Source organism: Marinobacter salinisoli (assembly GCF_017301335.1).
Classification (GTDB): domain Bacteria; phylum Pseudomonadota; class Gammaproteobacteria; order Pseudomonadales; family Oleiphilaceae; genus Marinobacter; species Marinobacter salinisoli.
Window position 1 is genome coordinate 1,880,060 of the sequence record NZ_CP071247.1, and the last position, 18,643, is coordinate 1,898,702.

Annotated in this window: 14 protein-coding genes and 1 pseudogene; 10 read left to right on the forward strand and 5 right to left on the reverse strand. The window is 58.7% G+C overall.

Going from position 1 to position 18,643, the window contains the following annotated elements; genetic code table 11:
• The first annotated feature begins 57 nt into the window (after positions 1 to 57).
• The 3 genes from LPB19_RS08620 (at position 58) to LPB19_RS08630 (ending at position 4,101) form a co-directional block, all read left to right on the forward strand.
• The gene (locus LPB19_RS08620; RefSeq protein WP_206642527.1) at positions 58 to 1,203 is read left to right on the forward strand and encodes an alcohol dehydrogenase catalytic domain-containing protein; all 1,146 of its coding nucleotides are present in this window, start codon (positions 58 to 60) and stop codon (positions 1,201 to 1,203) included.
• Positions 1,200 to 2,234: a proline racemase family protein gene (locus tag LPB19_RS08625; RefSeq protein WP_206642528.1), complete on the forward strand. Its 1,035-nt coding sequence runs from the start codon at positions 1,200 to 1,202 to the stop codon at positions 2,232 to 2,234. The genes LPB19_RS08620 and LPB19_RS08625 overlap by 4 nt, the downstream gene beginning before the upstream one ends.
• A gap of 214 nt (positions 2,235 to 2,448) precedes the next feature.
• Complete coding sequence (locus LPB19_RS08630) at positions 2,449 to 4,101, forward strand: asparagine synthase-related protein (protein ID WP_206642529.1); 1,653 nt, start codon at positions 2,449 to 2,451, stop codon at positions 4,099 to 4,101.
• Positions 4,102 to 4,301: 200 nt separating this feature from the next.
• Here LPB19_RS08630 and LPB19_RS08635 read toward each other — a convergent pair whose 3' ends face one another.
• Both LPB19_RS08635 and LPB19_RS08640 read right to left on the reverse strand, forming a co-directional pair.
• Complete coding sequence (locus LPB19_RS08635) at positions 4,302 to 4,868, reverse strand: outer membrane protein (RefSeq protein WP_206642530.1); 567 nt, start codon at positions 4,866 to 4,868, stop codon at positions 4,302 to 4,304.
• A 166-nt stretch (positions 4,869 to 5,034) separates the two neighbouring features.
• On the reverse strand, positions 5,035 to 5,835 hold the full coding sequence (locus tag LPB19_RS08640; RefSeq protein ID WP_206642531.1) for a bestrophin-like domain: 801 nt from the start codon (positions 5,833 to 5,835) through the stop codon (positions 5,035 to 5,037).
• 226 nt (positions 5,836 to 6,061) lie between these two features.
• On the opposite strand from LPB19_RS08640, the gene LPB19_RS08645 reads away from it, so the two are divergent.
• Together LPB19_RS08645 and LPB19_RS08650 are read left to right on the forward strand one after the other, a co-directional pair.
• Positions 6,062 to 7,240, forward strand: coding sequence for an efflux RND transporter periplasmic adaptor subunit (locus LPB19_RS08645; protein WP_228289070.1), 1,179 nt, complete (start codon positions 6,062 to 6,064; stop codon positions 7,238 to 7,240).
• Positions 7,237 to 10,332 (forward strand): efflux RND transporter permease subunit, encoded by a 3,096-nt coding sequence (locus LPB19_RS08650; RefSeq protein ID WP_206642533.1) that lies wholly within the window; start codon positions 7,237 to 7,239, stop codon positions 10,330 to 10,332. The genes LPB19_RS08645 and LPB19_RS08650 overlap by 4 nt, the downstream gene beginning before the upstream one ends.
• On the opposite strand, the gene LPB19_RS08655 is transcribed toward LPB19_RS08650, so the two are convergent.
• The 3 genes from LPB19_RS08655 to LPB19_RS08665 form a co-directional block, all read right to left on the reverse strand.
• Positions 10,310 to 10,657 (reverse strand): potassium channel family protein, encoded by a 348-nt coding sequence (locus tag LPB19_RS08655; protein ID WP_206642534.1) that lies wholly within the window; start codon positions 10,655 to 10,657, stop codon positions 10,310 to 10,312. The genes LPB19_RS08650 and LPB19_RS08655 overlap by 23 nt on opposite strands.
• 95 nt (positions 10,658 to 10,752) lie before the next feature.
• Complete coding sequence (locus tag LPB19_RS08660; RefSeq protein WP_206642535.1) at positions 10,753 to 12,378, reverse strand: phytoene desaturase family protein; 1,626 nt, start codon at positions 12,376 to 12,378, stop codon at positions 10,753 to 10,755.
• 17 nt (positions 12,379 to 12,395) lie between these two features.
• Complete coding sequence (locus LPB19_RS08665) at positions 12,396 to 13,013, reverse strand: TetR/AcrR family transcriptional regulator (protein ID WP_206642536.1); 618 nt, start codon at positions 13,011 to 13,013, stop codon at positions 12,396 to 12,398.
• A 460-nt stretch (positions 13,014 to 13,473) separates the two neighbouring features.
• On the opposite strand from LPB19_RS08665, the gene LPB19_RS08670 reads away from it, so the two are divergent.
• The 5 genes and pseudogenes from LPB19_RS08670 (at position 13,474) to LPB19_RS08690 (ending at position 18,592) form a co-directional block, all read left to right on the forward strand.
• The gene (locus tag LPB19_RS08670; protein ID WP_228289071.1) at positions 13,474 to 14,241 is read left to right on the forward strand and encodes a DUF5020 family protein; all 768 of its coding nucleotides are present in this window, start codon (positions 13,474 to 13,476) and stop codon (positions 14,239 to 14,241) included.
• 155 nt (positions 14,242 to 14,396) lie between these two features.
• Positions 14,397 to 15,353 (forward strand): adenosine deaminase, encoded by a 957-nt coding sequence (locus LPB19_RS08675; RefSeq protein ID WP_206642537.1) that lies wholly within the window; start codon positions 14,397 to 14,399, stop codon positions 15,351 to 15,353.
• Positions 15,354 to 15,724: 371 nt separating this feature from the next.
• Positions 15,725 to 17,363 (forward strand): annotated as a pseudogene (locus LPB19_RS08680) (AMP-binding protein).
• Entirely contained in the window at positions 17,360 to 17,776 is a 417-nt protein-coding gene (locus LPB19_RS08685) for a PaaI family thioesterase (RefSeq protein WP_206642538.1), read from the forward strand. Before LPB19_RS08680 ends, LPB19_RS08685 begins: the two are co-directional and overlap by 4 nt.
• A gap of 6 nt (positions 17,777 to 17,782) precedes the next feature.
• Positions 17,783 to 18,592, forward strand: a complete 810-nt coding sequence (locus tag LPB19_RS08690) for an alpha/beta fold hydrolase (RefSeq protein WP_206642539.1) — start codon at positions 17,783 to 17,785, stop codon at positions 18,590 to 18,592.
• The last annotated feature ends 51 nt before the right edge of the window (positions 18,593 to 18,643 follow it).

Below are 18,643 nucleotides of genomic sequence, written 5' to 3' on the forward strand. Positions count from 1 at the left end.
TGAAACTGACCTATCCTGAGTGCAGGGATCCGAATGCCAACGGGAGGTAAGCCAGCCATGATTCCAGACAGCATGAAAGCGATGGTCCTGACCGGCCACGGCGGTGTGGACATGCTCAAGTACCAGGAGGTTGCCACGCCCCGGCCAGGGCCAGGCGAGGTGCTGGTGCAGGTAACGGCGACCGCCAAGAACAACACCGACCGTAAAGCACGGGAAGGTTTGTACCCCACCAAAAAAGGTGAGGTGAAATCGTTCATGATGGGCGGCAAGCCGACGCTGACGTTTCCTAGGATTCAGGGGGCCGACATCGCCGGCCGGATTGTTGCGGCAGGTGAGGGCGTTGATCGGGCGCGTGTCGGCCAGCGGGGGCTGCTGGATTTTAACCTCTATGCCAGTGACCGGCGCGATATCAATCTGACGCCGGACTATTACGGCCACGGCGCCGATGGCGGCTTTGCCGAGTACGTGGTTCTGCCCTCGGACCAGTTTCATCACATCCCGAATCCGGAGCTGAGCGATGCCGAAGTGGCGTCCATGGGCATGTGTTCCTATCAAACCGCCATGCATATGGTCACCTCTGCCAGCCTCGCTGCGGGTGAGCGGGTGCTGGTGAGCGGAGCCAGTGGCGGCGTGGGCACCGCTCTGATCCAGTTGTGCCGGATTATCGGCGCCGTTCCCTATGCGCTCAGCCAGCCTGACAAGGCCGATGCCCTGCTGGATTTGGGGGCTGAAGCGGTGCTGGACCGGTCCGATATGGATCAGTTCCAGCAGCAGGTTCGCGCAGCCACCGGGGGCAAACCCATGGATGCGGTGATGGATCTGGTGGGCGGAGACATGACCGATCAGTTCATCGACACCATGATTTTCGACATGAACGCCCGGTCTACCTACCCGAGATTGAGTATCGCCGGGGCCAGTGGCGGTAACATCAGTGAAATTTTGTGGACTCGCATCTATCTGTATCAGGTGCAGATTTTCGGGGTTTCTCATGGCACCCGTGCAGAGGCCGAACAGCTGATTGCCTGGATTCGCGAAGGCCAGCTCAAGCCGGTGCTGCATGGTGCCTTCCGGCTCTCCGAGCTGCACGCGGCCGAGCGTTATTTCGTGAACCGGGGCAGCAACTATCTGGGCAAGATCGTCATCGTTCCCGATGCGCAATGGGACGAGCATGGCAAGCCCTATGCGATCGAGGGGGCAGCATGACTAACGCGCCAGTCATTCAGTTAATGGACACCCATGCCGGTGGCGATGTGAGCCGGATCGTCACCGGTGGTATTGCGCCGCTACCCGGGGCTACGGTCCGGGCCCAGATGGAGTACCTGCGTGACCAGGCAGACGGGCTGCGTCGGCTGCTGCTTGAGGAACCCTATGGCATCCCGGAAATGTCGGTGGATCTGCTCGTGCCCGCCACCGATCCACAAGCTGCGGCCGGTTACATCATCATGGAAGTCATGGGGTATCCGATCTATTCAGGGTCCAACACCCTGTGTACCGCGACAGCGGTGCTGGAAAGCGGCATCGTCGCCAAGCAGGAGGGCCACCAGACGTTCCTCCTGGAATCACCCGCCGGACTGGTGCAGATTGAGGCGGAGGTGCGGGATAACGTGGTGGAAAGCGTTACCTGTGAGGGCTTGCCCAGCTACATCGATACCTACCGGGCCAGAGTGCATGTGCCAGGCCTGGGTGACGTGGACTACAGCATTGCCTACAGCGGTGGATTCTACGCGCTGGTGGAGGCAGCAGAGCTTGGTTTTGCGCTGAATCTAACCGAGGAACGGCGGCTGGCGGACACCGCCCATGCTATCGTGGAAGCGATTCGGGCCGAGCGCAGTTTTTCCCATTATTCCCTGGGCGACGTCGGGCCACTGCCGTTCCTGCACTTTATGGGGCCAGTGGAGCAGGTGGCTCCCGGCCAGTACCGCTCCCGCTCCGCGACCTACGTACACCCCGGTGTCATCTGCCGCAGCACCACTGGCACCGGTACTTCCGCCCGTCTTGCGCTGATGCACTATGAGGGCCGGATCCAGCCCGGCGACCAGCTGGAAACCGTTTCCCTGAGACAGACCCGCTTTATTGGCCGGTTTACCCGTGCCGAACCGCAGGGAGACTATTCGGTGGTGAAGAACACCATCACCGGAAGGAGCTATGTCATCGCACGATCCGATATCGTGGTGAACTGCGAGGATCCGATGGTGGAGTGCGGGGCGCTGCTGTCGATTCTCGGCGAGTCGTGAGCAGCACTGCCAGGGTTGCCCGGGCTGCTAATTCTGAGCACCGCTGCATGCATCGAATCAGTGGCCTGGTTCACAGTGCGTTGCACCTCTGTGGTCCAAACTGGTAACGACACGGGCGGTTTTTGAATTGCCAGGGACCAGGCACAGTTTCTTTTCTGACCAGGACTGCGTGCCTGAATGGTTCCCGCCGAACCATAGTGATGGAGTGGCATGTATGTACCTTACCGTTAGGGTTGAAAGGGGGCCGGCAAGTGAACAGGGTGCCTCTGTCATGGTGGACGCCCCCTTCCAGTACCGGTCTGAAGGCTCAAACCCGGGGGTACTTTATTACACGCGATTGCCGGCAAATATGTCTGCCGACGACGTGGTCGACCATATCGTCAGGCGGGACTGGCGCTTTGTTGTTAACGCGGAACAAAACTTTATTGCCGTGTTTGTGACCGGGCGAGGCGAGGGCCAAAGCTGGACCCTGGTGCGTGATCGCTACGGCAGCCAGCGAGTTCTGATGACAACCACAAAACACGGCCTCTTGGTAACAACCAATCCCTGGCTGGTGCGAGATCAGAGCACGCGCTGGAATCCGGAAGTGGTTCGTCAGGCGATCATCTCCCGGATGCTCACGGAGGCGGCACTGGAAGAGGGGGTTTCGGTGCTGCCACTGTGGCACGGGTTAACCTTCGATCAGACGGTGGGATTGGTGGAAATTGCAACGGGTGCTGAGGAGCTCACGGTCAGGGAGTCCCGGTGCAGGCTCAGCGATGGCGAGGCAATCAGCCAGATCAAAGCGAGCATATTGGAATCCTATCAGCAGCTCGACACAGAACAACCTGTTGCCATTTTGCTGAGCGGGGGAGTCGATTCGTTCGTTCTGACGGCACTGGCAAAACAATCTATTCCCCGACTGATTGCCTACACGCCAACATGGGCTGATGAGCCGAACCCCGAGTTGCAACGGGCTGTTCGCTTTGCCCGGCAACTGGATATTGAACACCGGGTCATTACCGTTGCAGCAGAAGATTTCGAAACCTGTTTTTTCGAGATGATCGAAGCGAACGGAGTCCCGGTCCGAAACTACAGCTCACTGACAATTCACGCCTTGTTCAAGGCGATTTCCGAGCGTCAGATCATTTATGGCGAGTACGCAGACACCTTGTTTGGCAGCTTCGCCATCAAGTCAGGGATGATCGACCAGACGTACTCCGCGATGCTCCGATGGATTCCCGGAATTCTCCTACCCCGGCGGATCCGGGAGATCGCACCGAGCATTGAGCGTGTGACGACGAACAAGCTGGTTGATATCTCGGGGATGGATGAAGGGTTTGTAGAGAGGTGCCTGGCGCACCTCGGGGTTGGCATGGCGAAAAAACCGAACACTGAATCAGCCGCCTCGTTCAGTCGGATTTCGGGTATCGAATGCAACCTGAGAAATGACTGCTGTCAGCACATGGTTGAAATTGAAACAAGCGCGCTTTTACTGGGCAAAACCGTGGTAACGCCTTTCTACAACGGACGAATGATGGCGTTATCAAACCGTCTCTCAACCCGCCAGATGTTTGGCGCCAGTGGTGTAAGTGTTCGGAGAAACTTCAGGCAACGGACGGACGGCGACGTGAAGCCATTGTTAAAGGCGCTGGCGTGTGAATTTATCGAGCCTGATGCCATCTACCTGAAAAAGCTTGGGTTTTCTATTCCCTTCAGGAAGTGGGTAAGCCATGTCGACGCGGTTTCTGGCATTCAACGCTACCCTGGCGCGAAGGGCGCGGAACAAATTTGGTCATCGATCAATCTGGCTTACCTTGCGAATCGCGTTGCGGCGGCTGCTGACTCCGACCAGCAGATGTTTGATTCGGTTCCCGGCTGCGGGTGAGTCGATGTTTGTTCTGGCACTGAATGTCGTCGCGGCGATGGGCGCAGCCATGGTGCTGGCTTTGGTTCTCATTGGTGCCCGATGAACGTTGGCGTTTTGAAAGGCAGAAAAAAGGGAGTCTTCGGACTCCCTTTTTCGTGCGCGCTGGTTTGGCGCGGGCTGGCTGGCGCCGTCAATGGCCAGCCTTACTGGCTCAGGCCTCAGAATTCAAACTGAGCGCCGACAGAAAAGGCCTCGTAGTCGTCGATCTTGGACAGGTCGACAATAAAGGCTGTTTTCTGGGTGTACTGGTACTTGGCACCGGCACCGATACCCAGCTCAATGGAGGAATCCGACCCGCTTGAGTTCAGGCCAGCGGATTTGACTTCCACGTCAGACGACACGTAAACGAGGCCACCGCGACCGTAAACGGAGATCTTGTCGTCCAGCGGGTGCTCGTACACGCCGTAACCGCCCAGCAGGAAGTAGCTGGCGGATGTCTTGACGTTGTTACCGAAACCGTCGTTGAAGGAGCTTTCCGCATCGCTCAGGCTGAATCCGAGATCCGCTTCAAAACGGAAGTTCTGATGCACCTGTGGCAGGCGTTTACCGTAGGTGCCGGTTACCGCCAGGGCAGCGTCGTCCAGTCCCAGGTCGGCAAAACCAATCAAGGCTTTGAAATAGCTATCCTGCTTCAGGAAATCGACGGTGTTTTGTGCCTCTTGCGCAGAAACGGGAGCTGCGGCAAGTGCAGAGGCGATGGCGGATGCGATCAGAACTTTTTTCATGGTACGACCCTTATTTTTTGAATTTCAGGCACTCCTGAACTGGAGGCAGAATTCTATCGGTCGTGTGCTCGGAGAGTAAGCGTTTGTTGGTAAAATAATGTTATTTGTCAATTGATTAGCTTTTTTGGGACGGGGTTTCAGCGCGGTCTCCTGAGAGCCGGGGGCATTATTCACTGAGGGTCTGGGTATTGATCTGCTCAAGCAGATCAATCAGTGGTTGCTGGTTAACGATGACCAGTCCCTGGGCCGGACGGTCCAGGTCCACTAGCAGGCTGAGTACGCCGCCAAGCACAACGATCAGCACCACCGCGGTGGGCGGACTTCGGCGCCCAGTAAGGCCGGCGCTGTAGCCTACCATGCCCAGGGTCAGCACGAAGGTGGCCAGCAGCAGGATGAACACGGTGATCGGCAGGCGCGCGTAGATGCCCGCAGTGACTCGTGTTTCGTGCAGGTCGATGGTTTCATTCAGGGAGTGAATGTACAGGGCAATCAGCGGGGAGTTGGGATTTTCCCGCGCCAGTTCCTCGGCGATGGACCAGAGTTCTGTATGTATTTCCTGCGACCGGGCGATTCCCGCGATGATGTCATTGGGATCGGGGTTTTTAGAGACGACCCGCAATGGGGCGTATTCACTGAGCAGGGTTCGTGACTGAGTGGCGGCTGGCTCTGCCAGGTAGCCCGCACGCATGTAGGTGGTTCCGATGCTGTTGGCCTCGGCGAGCGTCATGGCGCGTCGGGTATCGAAGCGATCTGACGACATCCCCATGGTCACGGCCAGCATAAAGGCCAATAGCCCCAGCAGCGAGCCAACAATCATGTTGGTCGGCCCTTCTTTTTCCTCCGGCGTTTCTCTCTGCCACCAGTGTCCGACGCGGTAGCCTGCCTCCGATATCAGCATCGCTGAGAGGACAAACATCAAGAAAAGTATCGAGAGCGGGACCGAGTCGAGCAGTGCCTGGAACTGCATCTGAGTACCCCCTGTGCGTGACCTCAAGAAGTATAGTCACTCTCTGTAGCGCAAATAGACATTCCGGATTATTTTTTCAGCCCGGTGATTTCGTCCGCAGGGGAAGCCGGAAGTCACCAAAAAATGCGCCTGCTCGTGGCGTGTTAGCGATGCTCGTCTAGTCTTAAAACACCTGTCCAGCCGTGAGGGCTGGGTTCGTTAACGTCGCCAGAAAAGGACGAAGATGGTGCCCGTTAAACTTTCCCAACGGCCGGGATGGCTCCCGGTCTTTTGTCTGATTGTGATGGCTTTTCTGTCGGCCTGTTCCGAACCCGAACAATCCGCGCCCGCTGAACCTGCCTCTGTGTCGGTGATTGCGGTTGAAGAGGCCGAGGTTCGGCCCGGCCGGCAGTTCGTTGCCAGAACGGAAGCGTCAGCCACGGCGGATCTGACGGCGCGAATCGAAGCAGAGATTCAGGAAGTGCTGTTCCAGGAGGGGGCGCGAGTGGAGAAGGGCGATGTACTGGTGCGCCTGGAAGATACCACCGTAAAGGCCAACCTTGATCAGGCGGAGGCCGAGCTGGCCGCAGCCAGAGCGGAACTGGAGTCTGCCCGAAAGAATCTGCGTCGTGGAGAGGAAGTGGCCAGCAAGGGCTTTTTGTCAGATGCAGATCTTGACCAACTGAAAGACCGGTTCAGTGCCGCCGAGGGGCGGCTGAAAACCGCGAAGGCGGCCGTCGATAAGGCGTCGACGAATCTTGATTATGCAGAGATCAAGGCGCCGTTTGATGGCTGGATCGGCAAGCTCAATTTTGATGTGGGCGCGGTGGTTAAACCGGTCAGTGGTCCGATTGCAGAAGTTCTTGTAACTGACCCGATCTACGTGCAGTTCGAGGTCAATGAGGCCGATTACGTGGCATTCCGGCGAACTTATCGAACATCCCCCCAGGTGGCATCTGATCAGCTAGACCTTGCCCTGACTCTGCCCGACGGCGAAACCTACCCGTACGACGGAACCCTGGATTTCGCCGATGTTCGAACCGAGGGCAACACGGGCACGGTAGCCATCCGGGCTGTTTTTCCCAATCCGGATGCACTGCTTCTGCCCGGACTGTACGTGACGCTCCGGATTGAAGGCCAGTCTGGTGCTATGCAGGTTCTGGTCCCTCAAATGGCCTTGCAGGAGACCCTTGAGGGCAAGTTTGTACTGGTGGTGAATGAGGACCAGGAAGTCGCACAGCGATTCGTGCAGGTGGGTGCTCCAAAAGGTGCGATGGTCGCTGTGGAGGCAGGTCTGGACGCTGGTGATCAGGTGATCGTTGAAGGGCTTCAGAAGGTTCGGACCGGAACAAAGGTGAGCCCGGTACAGAAGCAGATTGATACTCAGACCGGCGCTCTGATGGATCAGGAAGAGGCGGCTCAATGATCAGTCGGGTCTTCATTTACCGCCCCAAATTCGCCTTTGTTATTTCCATTCTGATTACCTTGGCGGGCCTGCTGGCATTGCGGATTCTGCCGGTCAATATGTACCCGGACATGGCTCCACCGCAGGTTCAGGTAACGGCGACGCTTCCCGGCGCCAGTGCCGAGGTGGTGGAAGAGGCGGTAACCCGACCTATTGAGCAGCAGCTCAATGGTGTCGAGGACATGATTTATATCGAGTCCACGGCCTCCAGTGATGGCACGGCCAACATAACTCTGACGTTTGAGAGCGGCACCGATACCGATATCGCTCAGGTGAATGTCCAGAACCGGGTGGCGTTGGCCGAGCCCTTCCTGCCTGATGAGGTTCGCAGACAAGGTGTGGTGGTCAGCAAGCAGTCCGGCAATATGCTGATGGGCATTAACCTGATCTCTGAGCGGGATGATCTGGACGGTATTTTCCTGAGCAACTATGCCTCCAACAATCTCGTGGATACTCTTGGCCGGGTGCCTGGCGTCGCGTCTGCCGAGGTGATGGGTGCCAAGGATTACAGCATGCGGGTATGGCTGGATCCCCGGCGTATGGCGTCACTGGGGGTCACGGTATCAGAGGTGGCGGCTGCCATTCGGGAGCAAAACCAGATTGTGGCGGCCGGCAAGCTGGGGCAGGCACCCGTGCCCAAGGGACAGCAGTTTGTTTACACCATCCAGAGCCGGGAACGGCTGTCGGATCCCGAGGAATTTGCCAATACGATTCTCCGGGCCACTCCAGATGGTGGTTTCCTGCGGTTGAGGGATGTTGGTCGAATTGAATTGGGGTCCCGTTCCTACACATCCACCGCCAAACTCAATAATCGTGATACGGCGTTCGTGGTTATTTACCAGTTGCCTGATGCCAACGCTCTTGATGTGGCGACCGAGGTAAAACGGGTTGTGGACGCTGTAGCCGAGAGCTTCCCTGACGGCGTTTCCCACGCGATCCTGTATGACACCACCGAGTTCATTACCCGTTCCATTGATGAAGTGATCATCACGCTCTACCAGGCGATCGGGCTGGTCATTCTGGTGGTGTTCCTGTTCCTGCAGAACTGGCGGGCGACGCTGATTCCCTCCATCGCCATTCCGGTGTCCCTGATCGGCACGTTCGCGGTGATGGCGCTGCTGGGGTATTCCATCAATACCATCACGCTGTTTGGTTTGGTGTTGGCCATCGGCATCGTGGTGGACGATGCGATTGTGGTCATCGAGAACGTGGAGCGAATCCTGAAAGAGGAGCAGCTGTCTATCCAGGAGGCGGTGACCAAAGCCATGGAGGAGGTTTCCGGCCCGGTGATTGCCACCACGCTGGTGTTGCTGGCGGTGTTTGTGCCGGTGGGCTTTATGCCCGGCATTACAGGCACTCTCTACCAGCAGTTTTCCGTGACGATTTCCGTGGCCGTCATCATCTCTTCCATTAACGCGCTGACCCTGAGCCCGGCGTTGTGCGTCTCTCTGCTTGGCAGGGGGAGCAGCACGATCGGTTGGTTGAGGCCGTTCGAAAAAGCCATCGACGCCAGCACCGGCGGCTATGCGAAGGTGGTGGGGCGGCTCCTGCGCAAGAGCCTGGTGGTTGCCCTTCTGCTGTTGTTGGTGGTCGCTGCCATTTTCGGACTTTTTCGGGCAGTTCCCAATGCGTTCGTACCGCCGGAGGATCAGGGATTCCTGTTCGTGGATGTTCAGTTGCCTGATGCGTCGTCTCTGGAGCGCACCGATGCCGTATTGGCCAAGGTAACTGAACGGATTCTGGAGGATGAGGCGGTCACGGATATTATTACTGTGTCCGGTTTTTCCCTGCTTGGTGGTGCGGCCTCGAACAACGGTTTAGGCATCGCCATGTTGAAAGATTGGGAAGAGCGGACCGAACCCGGCTTGGGGCTTCGTGAGGTGTTGCCACGGCTGTATGGCGGATTATGGTCCATTCCGGAAGCTCAGATTATGGTGTTCAACCCACCGCCGATTCCGGGCCTGGGCACATCTGCTGGTTTCGATTATCGCCTTCAGGACAATCTGGGGCGCGACGTGTCGGAGCTGGCGCAGGTCATGAATGGCGTGATCTTCGAAGCGAACCAGCGCCCGGAGCTTGCACGAGTCTACAGTACCTATCGCGCCAATATTCCCCAGTACCTGCTGGAAGTCGATCGCAATAAGGCCAAGGTACTGGGTATCGAGTTGTCGGATATCTTCTCAACGCTTCAGACCCAGCTGGGCTCTCTGTTCGTCAATGAGTTCACCCGGTTTGGCCGGAACTACCGGGTGCTTCTGCAGGCCGAAGGTGAGTTCCGGCAACGGCCCGAAGACCTGTCTCACTACTTTGTCCGTAACCGGGACGGGGAAATGGTGCCGCTGACGACACTGGCTACGCTGCGGCCGGTGCTTGGGCCGTCCAGCATCCAGCATTTCAATCTCAAACGGTCGGTGACGATCACCGGTGAGGCAGCGGCTGGATTTGCCAGTGGCGATGCCCTGGGAGCCATGGAGGAATTGTCTGAAACCTTGCCTCAGGGGTACGAGTTCAGTTGGGCAGGGCAGAGTCTTCAGGAGCTACAGGCCGGCAATCTTGCGACCGCCATTTTCCTGCTGGCGATTGTGTTCGTGTATCTTTTCCTGGTAGCACAGTATGAAAGCTGGAGCTTGCCCTTCGCGGTCATTGGCGCGGTGCCATTGGCGTTGCTGGGCGCGATGGGGGGGCTCTGGCTGGTGGGGCTGGCGAACAACATCTACGCTCAGGTGGGCCTGGTGCTGCTGGTAGGGTTGTCGACCAAAACGGCGATTCTGATCGTGGAGTTCGCCATGCAGCTGCGGGCATCTGGCCTGGCGGCCGTTGATGCCGCCCATAAAGCGGCGGTTATGCGCTTCCGGGCCGTCCTGATGACGGCTTTCTCGTTTGTGTTGGGCGTTCTCCCTCTGGTGTTTGCCAGCGGCGCGGGTGCAGCCAGTCGGATTAGCCTGGGTATCACGGTGCTGAGTGGCATGATAACCGCCACCATTCTGGGGACCTTGCTGGTGCCGGTTTTCTACCGCTGGATTCAGGCGGTCAGGGACCGACGGGCCGCGTGAGTTTGTGGATATCCACGTTCCTGTCAAACGCGTATGTGGCCGACTCTACCGCGATGGCAATGACAATGCCGGTAAACATCAGGCCGACAAAGGCAATCACGACGGCAAGGATTTTGGACGGCTTTTGGCTCGGCCGAATATCGCCAAAGCCAACGGTAGAGGCGGTGATGAAGGACCAGTAGAGGGCGTTGAATGGCGTCCAGTTCTCGATGCGGCCCACCACCAGCCCAAGCCCGGCAACCACGCAGGTGAAAGATCCCAGCAGCGGCAGCGTTAGCCAGGCGATAGTGAGGAAGGCGTCCAGAAAATCGAGCGTGAATTTCATAGATAACCGATGGTTGAGAATGGTTTACCGATCAAAATCAGTGTAAACCATCCTCGCATCAACCATCGGTCACCTGGGTCGCATGCGCGGGGCCTTTAGCCAACGAACATTTTCTTGGCCAGTGGTAATCCCTTCAGCCCACTGACGGCGATGGTGGTTAGCAGGCCACCAATCATCGCGCCCACCACACCACAGGTCATGATGTCCTGACCCGTGAGGTAGAGCCCGGGGATGCGGGTTTTCGGCTTCAGCCAGTCCTGTTCGAAACGGTCTGGCGTATGGTTCAGGCCATAGATCTCGCCCTTGCTGTACCGGCAGAAGTAATCGGTGGACAGCGGCGTAGACAGCTCGTAGTAATCTACCTTTCCTTCCAGATGCGGGAATTTCTCGTACAGCTTGGCCAGCAGGCGCTGGGCGTAGGCTTCCTTCTCTGCCTCGTACTCTTCACCGCGCTTGCCCCAGGGCTTGTCGGCCCATTGGGCGTACCACTCGTAGGGGCCCGGAGCGACGATCTCGATGGTGGCCCGCCCGGGGTAGCGTTCGGCAAAACTCGGGTCCTTGGCCGAGGGGAAGGAGATGTAGGTGAGGGGGATATCGCTGTTGGCGGGGTCTGCCATAAAGTCGGCCAGGTGCTTCTCGTAATCCGCGCCCGGATAGATCCAGTAGTTGGTCTTGGGCAGTTGCAGGTTTTCTGCCGTGTCTTTCAGGCCAATGTACAGGCAATTGCTGGCCATCGACCGCTCTACAGTCTGTAGCTTGTCCAGGTAGTGGAGCTTTTCCTTGGCGGAATCCGGCAGTAGGGGACCAAAGGTATTGAACACCCCGGCATTGCTGATTACCAGCGGCGCACGAACTTCCTCGCCGTCCGCCATCCGCACGCCAACGGCCTTGTTTTTCTCGATCAGGATTTCTTTTACATCCGCGTAGGTGAAGACTTCGCCGCCGCTCTCCTGAATAACGGGAATGATGGTTTTGGCCATTTCTGACGCCCCGCCAATGGGGTAGTAGCCGCCATAAAGGTAATGCCGGGCGATCAGGGCGTGGATGATGAAGCTGGATTCGGCCGGTGGCAGGCCGTTATCGCCCCACTGGCCGGTGAGGACCGCAATCAGTTCCTGGTTGCTGGTCAGGCTTTCCAGCACGTCCCGGGTGGGCTTGTTCAGGTAATCCGGGGCCGCTTTGCTGACCAGTTTACGCAGCGGGCCTGACGCAATGTCCGGCAGGACCTTGCCGAGCACCAGCCCGGGCATGGCTTTGGAGACCTTACGCAGATAATCAAGGTAGGTGTCGATGGCGGCTTCTTCGCCGGGAAAGGCCTTGAGCAGTTCGGCTTTGAAGGCGTCCGGGCCGGCCACCAGATCCACGTGCCGGTCGGCCAGGAAGATACGGTCGAAATGGTTGTCCATCGGCGCCCAGTGCAGCTGGCCATCGGTGATGTAATCGAACAGCCGTTTGCCCAAGGTGTGGTCGGCCCCCATGTCGCCGATGTAGTGCACCCCGACATCCCATTCGTAGCCGTTGCGGTCGTAGCTGTGGGTGAAACCACCGGCGGTGTAGTGCTGTTCGAAGACCACCACTTTCTTGCCCATCTTGCTCAGGCAGGCGGCGGCAGTCAGGCCGCCGATGCCCGAGCCGATCACGATGGCATCGTAAGGGCCTTCAAGGCGGTTGGCGCGGTAGCGTCGGCCGACTCGGATGGTGCTGGGTTTGGGGCTGCTCATATCAGGGGTCCTTGGGGTTATTGTTGGTGTCGGTTTCGGGAACCGTCCAGCAGGAGGCCAAGCACGCCCTCTGCCAGTTGTGGTTCTGCGTCGGCCAGCGGCAGATGGCCGTCAATGGTGAGTTGGGAAAGTCCGTGTACCAGCGACCAGGCTGCGGCTGTCATCAGTGACAGCGGCAGGGGCTTGAGCAAGCCCAGGCTCTGGGCACCGGCAATGGTGTCTTCGAGTACCTGAAACGCATCGCGACCGGCCTGATCGAGCCCCGGGTGGGCACCTTTGGGCAGTACACGGCCGCCAAACATCAGTCGGTACAGATTGGGTTCGTCCTGGGCAAAGGCAACGTACACCAGGCCGATATTCACCAGCGCCTGTTCAGGGTCTGTTTGGTCTACGGTTTGAAGGCGCCGGCGGAGTGCTTTGAAGCCGAAAATGGCCAGTTCGGCCAGCAGGCTGTCGCGGTCGGAAAAATGCCGGTAGAGCGCGGGGGCGCTGACACCCAGTTGCTTGGCCAGGGCCCGCAACGCGATGGCCGTGTCGCCCTGCTCGCGCACGGTCTCCAGCCCCAGTTGAAGTGCCTGTTCGGGCAGGTTGCCGTGGTGATAAGAGGCTGCTCGCGAGGAGGCTTCTGGCTTCATAAGTTAACGCCGATAACAATGTTTACGGTGATAACATAGCAGCGTGCGTGTGATAGTCAACGAATTTGTTGTTCAGGAAGGCGGCAGCGGACCTCGCGATGGGCGAACCGGGTGTGCTAGAATCCGCGCCGCTCCGGGCCGGCGCCGTTCTGAATGACGGATGCGGGCACCGACCGGAAGCTGATGAGCGTCGTCCCATCCGGGGCGGTGTCGGAGGAAACCCCGATAAACCACGCGGTACTGATACCCCAGGCAGTTGCACCTTCCCCAGATTGATCCTGAGCCAGTTCTTGGTCGAGAGCTGTGGCTTTGCTTTTTCCGCTGAAACACGCCGACAGCCGCCGTGCGTCCGGTGACGGCAGCGCTGTTGTTGGTCAGCGGAACAGCCCGGTCATGCCGGAAGGGATGGGTCCAGGAAGGCGCATCACTGCCTGACAATGAACTTTGTGAGGACCTGGTCTTGAATACATTCGGTAAAGCGGTTGCCGCCGCTTTTGTTGCGAGCGCAATGGCACCTGCTGCCCACGCGGAGAAATTTTTCAGCAGCTCCAGCGTTTCGGCGCTGTATGGCACCAACTACAAGGTAACGCCTGAAGAGCTGGTGACCTTCACTTTCGAAAACGTCACCGCCCACAACTGGGGTGATACGTTCTTCTTCATCGATCGCCTGCAGTCCCGCGGTGACGGTGAGCGGCTGAAGGAAACCTACGGTGAGTTCTCACCGCGTGTCAGCATGGGGTGGCTGACCGGACAGCCGATGACGTTCGGGCCGGTGAAGGACGTATTGTTCGCTTACACCTACGAGTTCGGCGTTAACGACAACCCGTTCGTATCCGCGTTCGACAACCACCTCGCCGGTATTGGCCTGAGCTGGGATGTGCCGGGCTTCCAGTATGTCGACACCAACGTCTACTACGCCAACAACGACGAAACCGCTGACGACTGGCAGCTGACCGTCACCTGGGGCCTGCCGTTCAGTGTTGGTCAGGCGGCTTTCCTGTTTGATGGCTTTATGGATTACTCCTCTGCGGCCAGCGACCACAAGGCGGAAATGCACATCAACCCGCAGCTGAAACTGGATCTGGGTGCCTTCTCCAATAACCCGGGCGTGCTCTATGCCGGTGTCGAGTATTCCTACTGGCGCAACAAGTTCGGTCTGGATCGCAACCTCCCGCTGGTCGACGGTACGGAAAACGTCGTCAGCGCACTGGTGAAGTTCCACTTCTGATCCTGTCTGGGAGCCTGGCATCCGCCCGGCTCCCCTTTCTCCGGTCAATCCCTGATGCGGCAGCGGCTATAGTCAGGTTACCCTGTGGTAGCGGCGGTACCCGGTAAGGTTGTGCCCCTCTGTAACGGTCAATCCTTCAGCGAAGAGAGTTCAACATGTCCCTCGATCTTAACGCTTTGAACAAGGCGGAACTGCACATTCACCTGGAAGGCAGCCTGGAGCCGGAGCTGATGTTCCGTCTGGCCGAACGGAATGGCATCGAGCTTCCCTACGACAGCGTGGACGCCCTGCGCAAGGCTTATGACTTTGGGAGTCTCCAGGATTTTCTGGATATTTATTACAGTGGCGCCAAGGTGCTGTTGCAGGAGGAAGATTTTTACGATCTGACCCGGGCTTACCTGGATCGCTGCCGCGCGCAGAACGTGACCCATGTGGAGCCGTTCTTCGATCCCCAGACCCACACCGATCGCGGCGTTGCGATGACCACGGTGGTCAACGGCATCACCCGGGCATTGAGTGAAGCGAAGGCCGAATGGGGGCTGAGCTACGGCCTGATTCTGTGTTTCCTCAGGCACCTGTCCGAGGATGAGGCCCAGCGCACCCTGGATGAGGCGTTGCCGTTCCGCGATCACTTTATCGGGGTAGGGCTGGACAGCAGCGAGATGGGACACCCGCCGACCAAGTTCAAGCGGGTATTCGGCCGCGCCCGGGACATGGGGCTGCTGCCGGTTGCGCACGCTGGTGAAGAAGGGCCGCCCGAGTACATCTGGCAGGCGCTTGATGAGCTGGGCGTGGTAAGGGTAGACCATGGTGTCCGCGCCACCGAGGACGCGACGTTGATGGCGCGCCTGCGCAGCGAGCAGATCCCGCTCACGGTGTGTCCGTTGTCCAACGTTCGGCTGAAAGTGTACGACCACATGAGCCAGCACCCGATCCTGAAGCTGCTGGAAGATGGCCTGAAAGTGACGGTCAATTCCGACGACCCGGCGTATTTCGGCGGTTATATGACGGAAAACTTCGAGGCGCTGCGCAAGGATCTGGCAATGACCGACGATCAGGCCCGGCGTCTGGCACAAAACGGGTTTGATGCGGCGCTGGTGCCGACGTCGTAACGTTTCTGTGCGCTGGTCTGGCTTTTGCCGCTGAGGCAGGCAGGTGATCGGTATAGGATGAAGCTCCGCGAGCCTGCAAGGATGTTGTTTTTGTGGGCGGCGGATCGACACAGGACTTTCGGGTTGTTCACCAGGCCCATCACCTCGGGTTCATCACGGGGGTGGTTGTGGCTGCCTTTTGGGCTCTCGTTGGCGCCCGCTTCCGCTCAGGTACTTTTCACACCGAACGCTTTCTGTTTCTCCGTTGACTGGGTGGCCCGGAAACTCCGCTGATCCCACCGTATTGGCCTAAAGTTTACCTTTACGTAAAGTGAAATCGTGTGCTACTCATTGCTAGGTACTTCACGAAATAACAACAACAGGAGTTGAACATGAGCCTTCCGGAATACACCGCCGTGTACAACAGCTTCGACCCCGCCGCACTGGAAGCGGAGGTCCTGGACGGGCGTCTTGATAGCGGTCTGAACGTCTGCCACGAGATTTGTGACAAGTGGGCGGGCGACCCTCAGAAAGTCGCGCTCTTTTACGAGAAAGAAGAGGGTGGCGAGGGCGCATTGACGTTTGCCGAACTGAAGGACGCCTCTGCCCGGTTTGCCAACTACCTGACCTCGCAAGGCATCGGCAAGGGGCGCCCTGTTGCCGCGTACTCCTGAATTGCTGATCGTTATCGCCGGGACACTGCGTGCCGGTGCGGTCTACCAGCCACTGTTTACCGCGTTCGGGTCCGGTGCCATCGAATACCGGTTTGAGCGCGCCGATACCAAGCTGGTTGTCACCAACCCGGAAAACTACCCCAAGCTCAGAGAGGTCAGGGAATGTCCGCCGGTGGTGGGGCTGAATGCCGGTGCAATCGCCGCTGATGTGGCCGATTTCGGGGCTATTCTGGCGGAGCAGTCCAGTGACTTTGAGCCGGTGCTGGTAACCGGGGATGACCCTTTCCTGCAGATGTTTACCTCCGGCACGGTTGGCAAGTCCAAGGGTGTGGCCGTGCCGGTGCGGGCTCTGCTGGCGTTCTATGTCTATATGAAGCACGCCATCGATCTGCGCGCAGACGACCGGTACTGGAACGTGGCGGATCCCGGCTGGGCCTATGGCCTGTATTACGCGGTGGTCGGGCCGTTGCTGATGGGGCATGCCACCCACTTCAATCCCGGCGGCTTCACCCCTGAATCCACCTACGACATGATCCGCAAGTACAAGATCACCAACCTTGCCGCGGCGCCCACGGCCTACCGCCTGCTCAAGGCCAACGACGATGTTCTGCCCGAGGGCGAGAACCTGGGCCTCCGGGTTGCCAGCAGTGCGGGTGAGCCGCTGAATCCCGAGGTGGTGAACTGGATCAAAAATCGTCATTTCTGCCCGGTGAAAGACCATTACGGCCAGACCGAAACCGGCATGACCTGCTGCAATTTTCACGGCCTTGAGCATCCGGTTCGCGAGGGCTCCATGGGCTACGCTGCCCCCGGCCACAAGGTGGTTGCGCTGAACGAGAAAAACCAAGAAGTCGGCGCTGGTCAAGTAGGGCAGCTGGCGGTCGATGTGGCGGCATCGCCGCTGTTCCATTTCGATGGTTACACCTGGGGTGAGAAAGACCCGTTCGTGAACGGCTACTACCTCACCGGCGACATGGTGATCTGCCACGGTGATGGCAGCTTCTCCTTCAGCGGCCGGGATGACGACATCATCACCACCGCGGGCTACCGCGTCGGGCCGGCAGATGTGGAAAGCACTCTGCTGGAGCATGCCGCTGTGGCCGAGTCCGGCGTGGTGGGCAAGCCGGACGAAAAGCGCGGCTCCATTATCAAGGCCTACGTGGTGATCAAAGGCGATCAGGCTGCGGCGGATGACGAGACGCTGAAAGATGAACTGCAGGAGCTGGTTCGTCGCCGGTTGTCCACTCACGCGTTCCCGCGCGAAATCGAGTTTGTCGACGAGTTGCCGAAAACGCCGAGTGGCAAGATCCAGCGTTTTGTTCTTCGCAACCGGGCACAGGATGAACAAAATCCATGATCATCACCTTTGAAGAGCTGCAGGCTTTTCTCGATGAGCAGTTTCCGCAGGGCGCCGCGTTCGGCACCCTGCAGAAGCTCGGAGACGGCTGGGCGGAAATGAAGCTGGAGGTGGATGAAGAGCACCTCAGGCCGGGCGGAACCGTCTCGGGGCCGGCGATGATGGGGCTTGCCGATGTCACCCTCTACGCCGCACTCCTGAGCCAGATTGGTCTCGTGCCGCTGGCGGTCACCACCAACCTGAACATCAACTTCCTGCGCAAACCGGTCGCCCATAAGCCCATCTGGGCCAAGGCAACGATGCTGAAGGTGGGCCGGACCATGGCTGTCGGCGAAGTGTTCGTTTACTCCGAAGGTGCCGAAGCGCCGGTTGCCCATTCCACCATGACCTACTCGATTCCACCCAGGCGGTAAGGCCTCATGCAGATCCAAGACACGATGGTCTCTCTTGGCGACGGCGTCTCGGTCGAGGCGCGACGTATCCGCCACAACAAGCCTTCGGGGCCAACGCTGGTTTTCCTGCACGAATCCCTGGGCAGCATTGCCCTGTGGCGCCGGTTCCCGGAACAGCTGGCTGAGGCCACCGGATTGGATGCCCTGGTCTTCAACCGTCTTGGCTATGGGCGGTCGTCGGATGAAGTCCTGCCGCGGCCCTACGACTACCTGCAACAGCATGGCGAACATTGGCTGCCCCGCCTTCTGGACACCCTGGCGATCGATCAGGTGGTGCTTGTCGGGCACAGCGACGGGGGCTCTATCGCGCTGTTTGCCGCGGGCGCGCTTGGGGAGCGTGTCCGGGCGCTGGTGACCATGGCGGCGCACACCTACGCCGATCACCTGACCCTAAAAGGCATCCGGGACATGACAGTGAAGTACCGGGAAACCGATCTGCGCGACAAGCTGTGGCGCTACCACGGTGCCCGCACTGACGAGCTGTTCACCGCCTGGCACACCGTATGGCTGGATGAGGCGTTTCAGCGCCATCTGGATTTCAGTGGGGCGCTGGCGGCAATCACGTGTCCGTCTCTGATCATTCAGGGTGACAACGACGAATACGGGCTGCCGCAGCAGGTGACGGACATTGCCGAAGGCATCGGGGACACGGCCCGGGCGGTGTTCATGGCGGACACGGGCCACGCTCCGCATCTGGAAAAACCAGCTCAGGTTGGGGATTTGATATGCGACTTTTTGCCTAGTGAACTGGCCCGAAAAAGTGCAGTAATGAGTTGACGTTTACGTGTACGTCAAACTAGTCTGTGAAGTAGTTTTAATGTACAACAA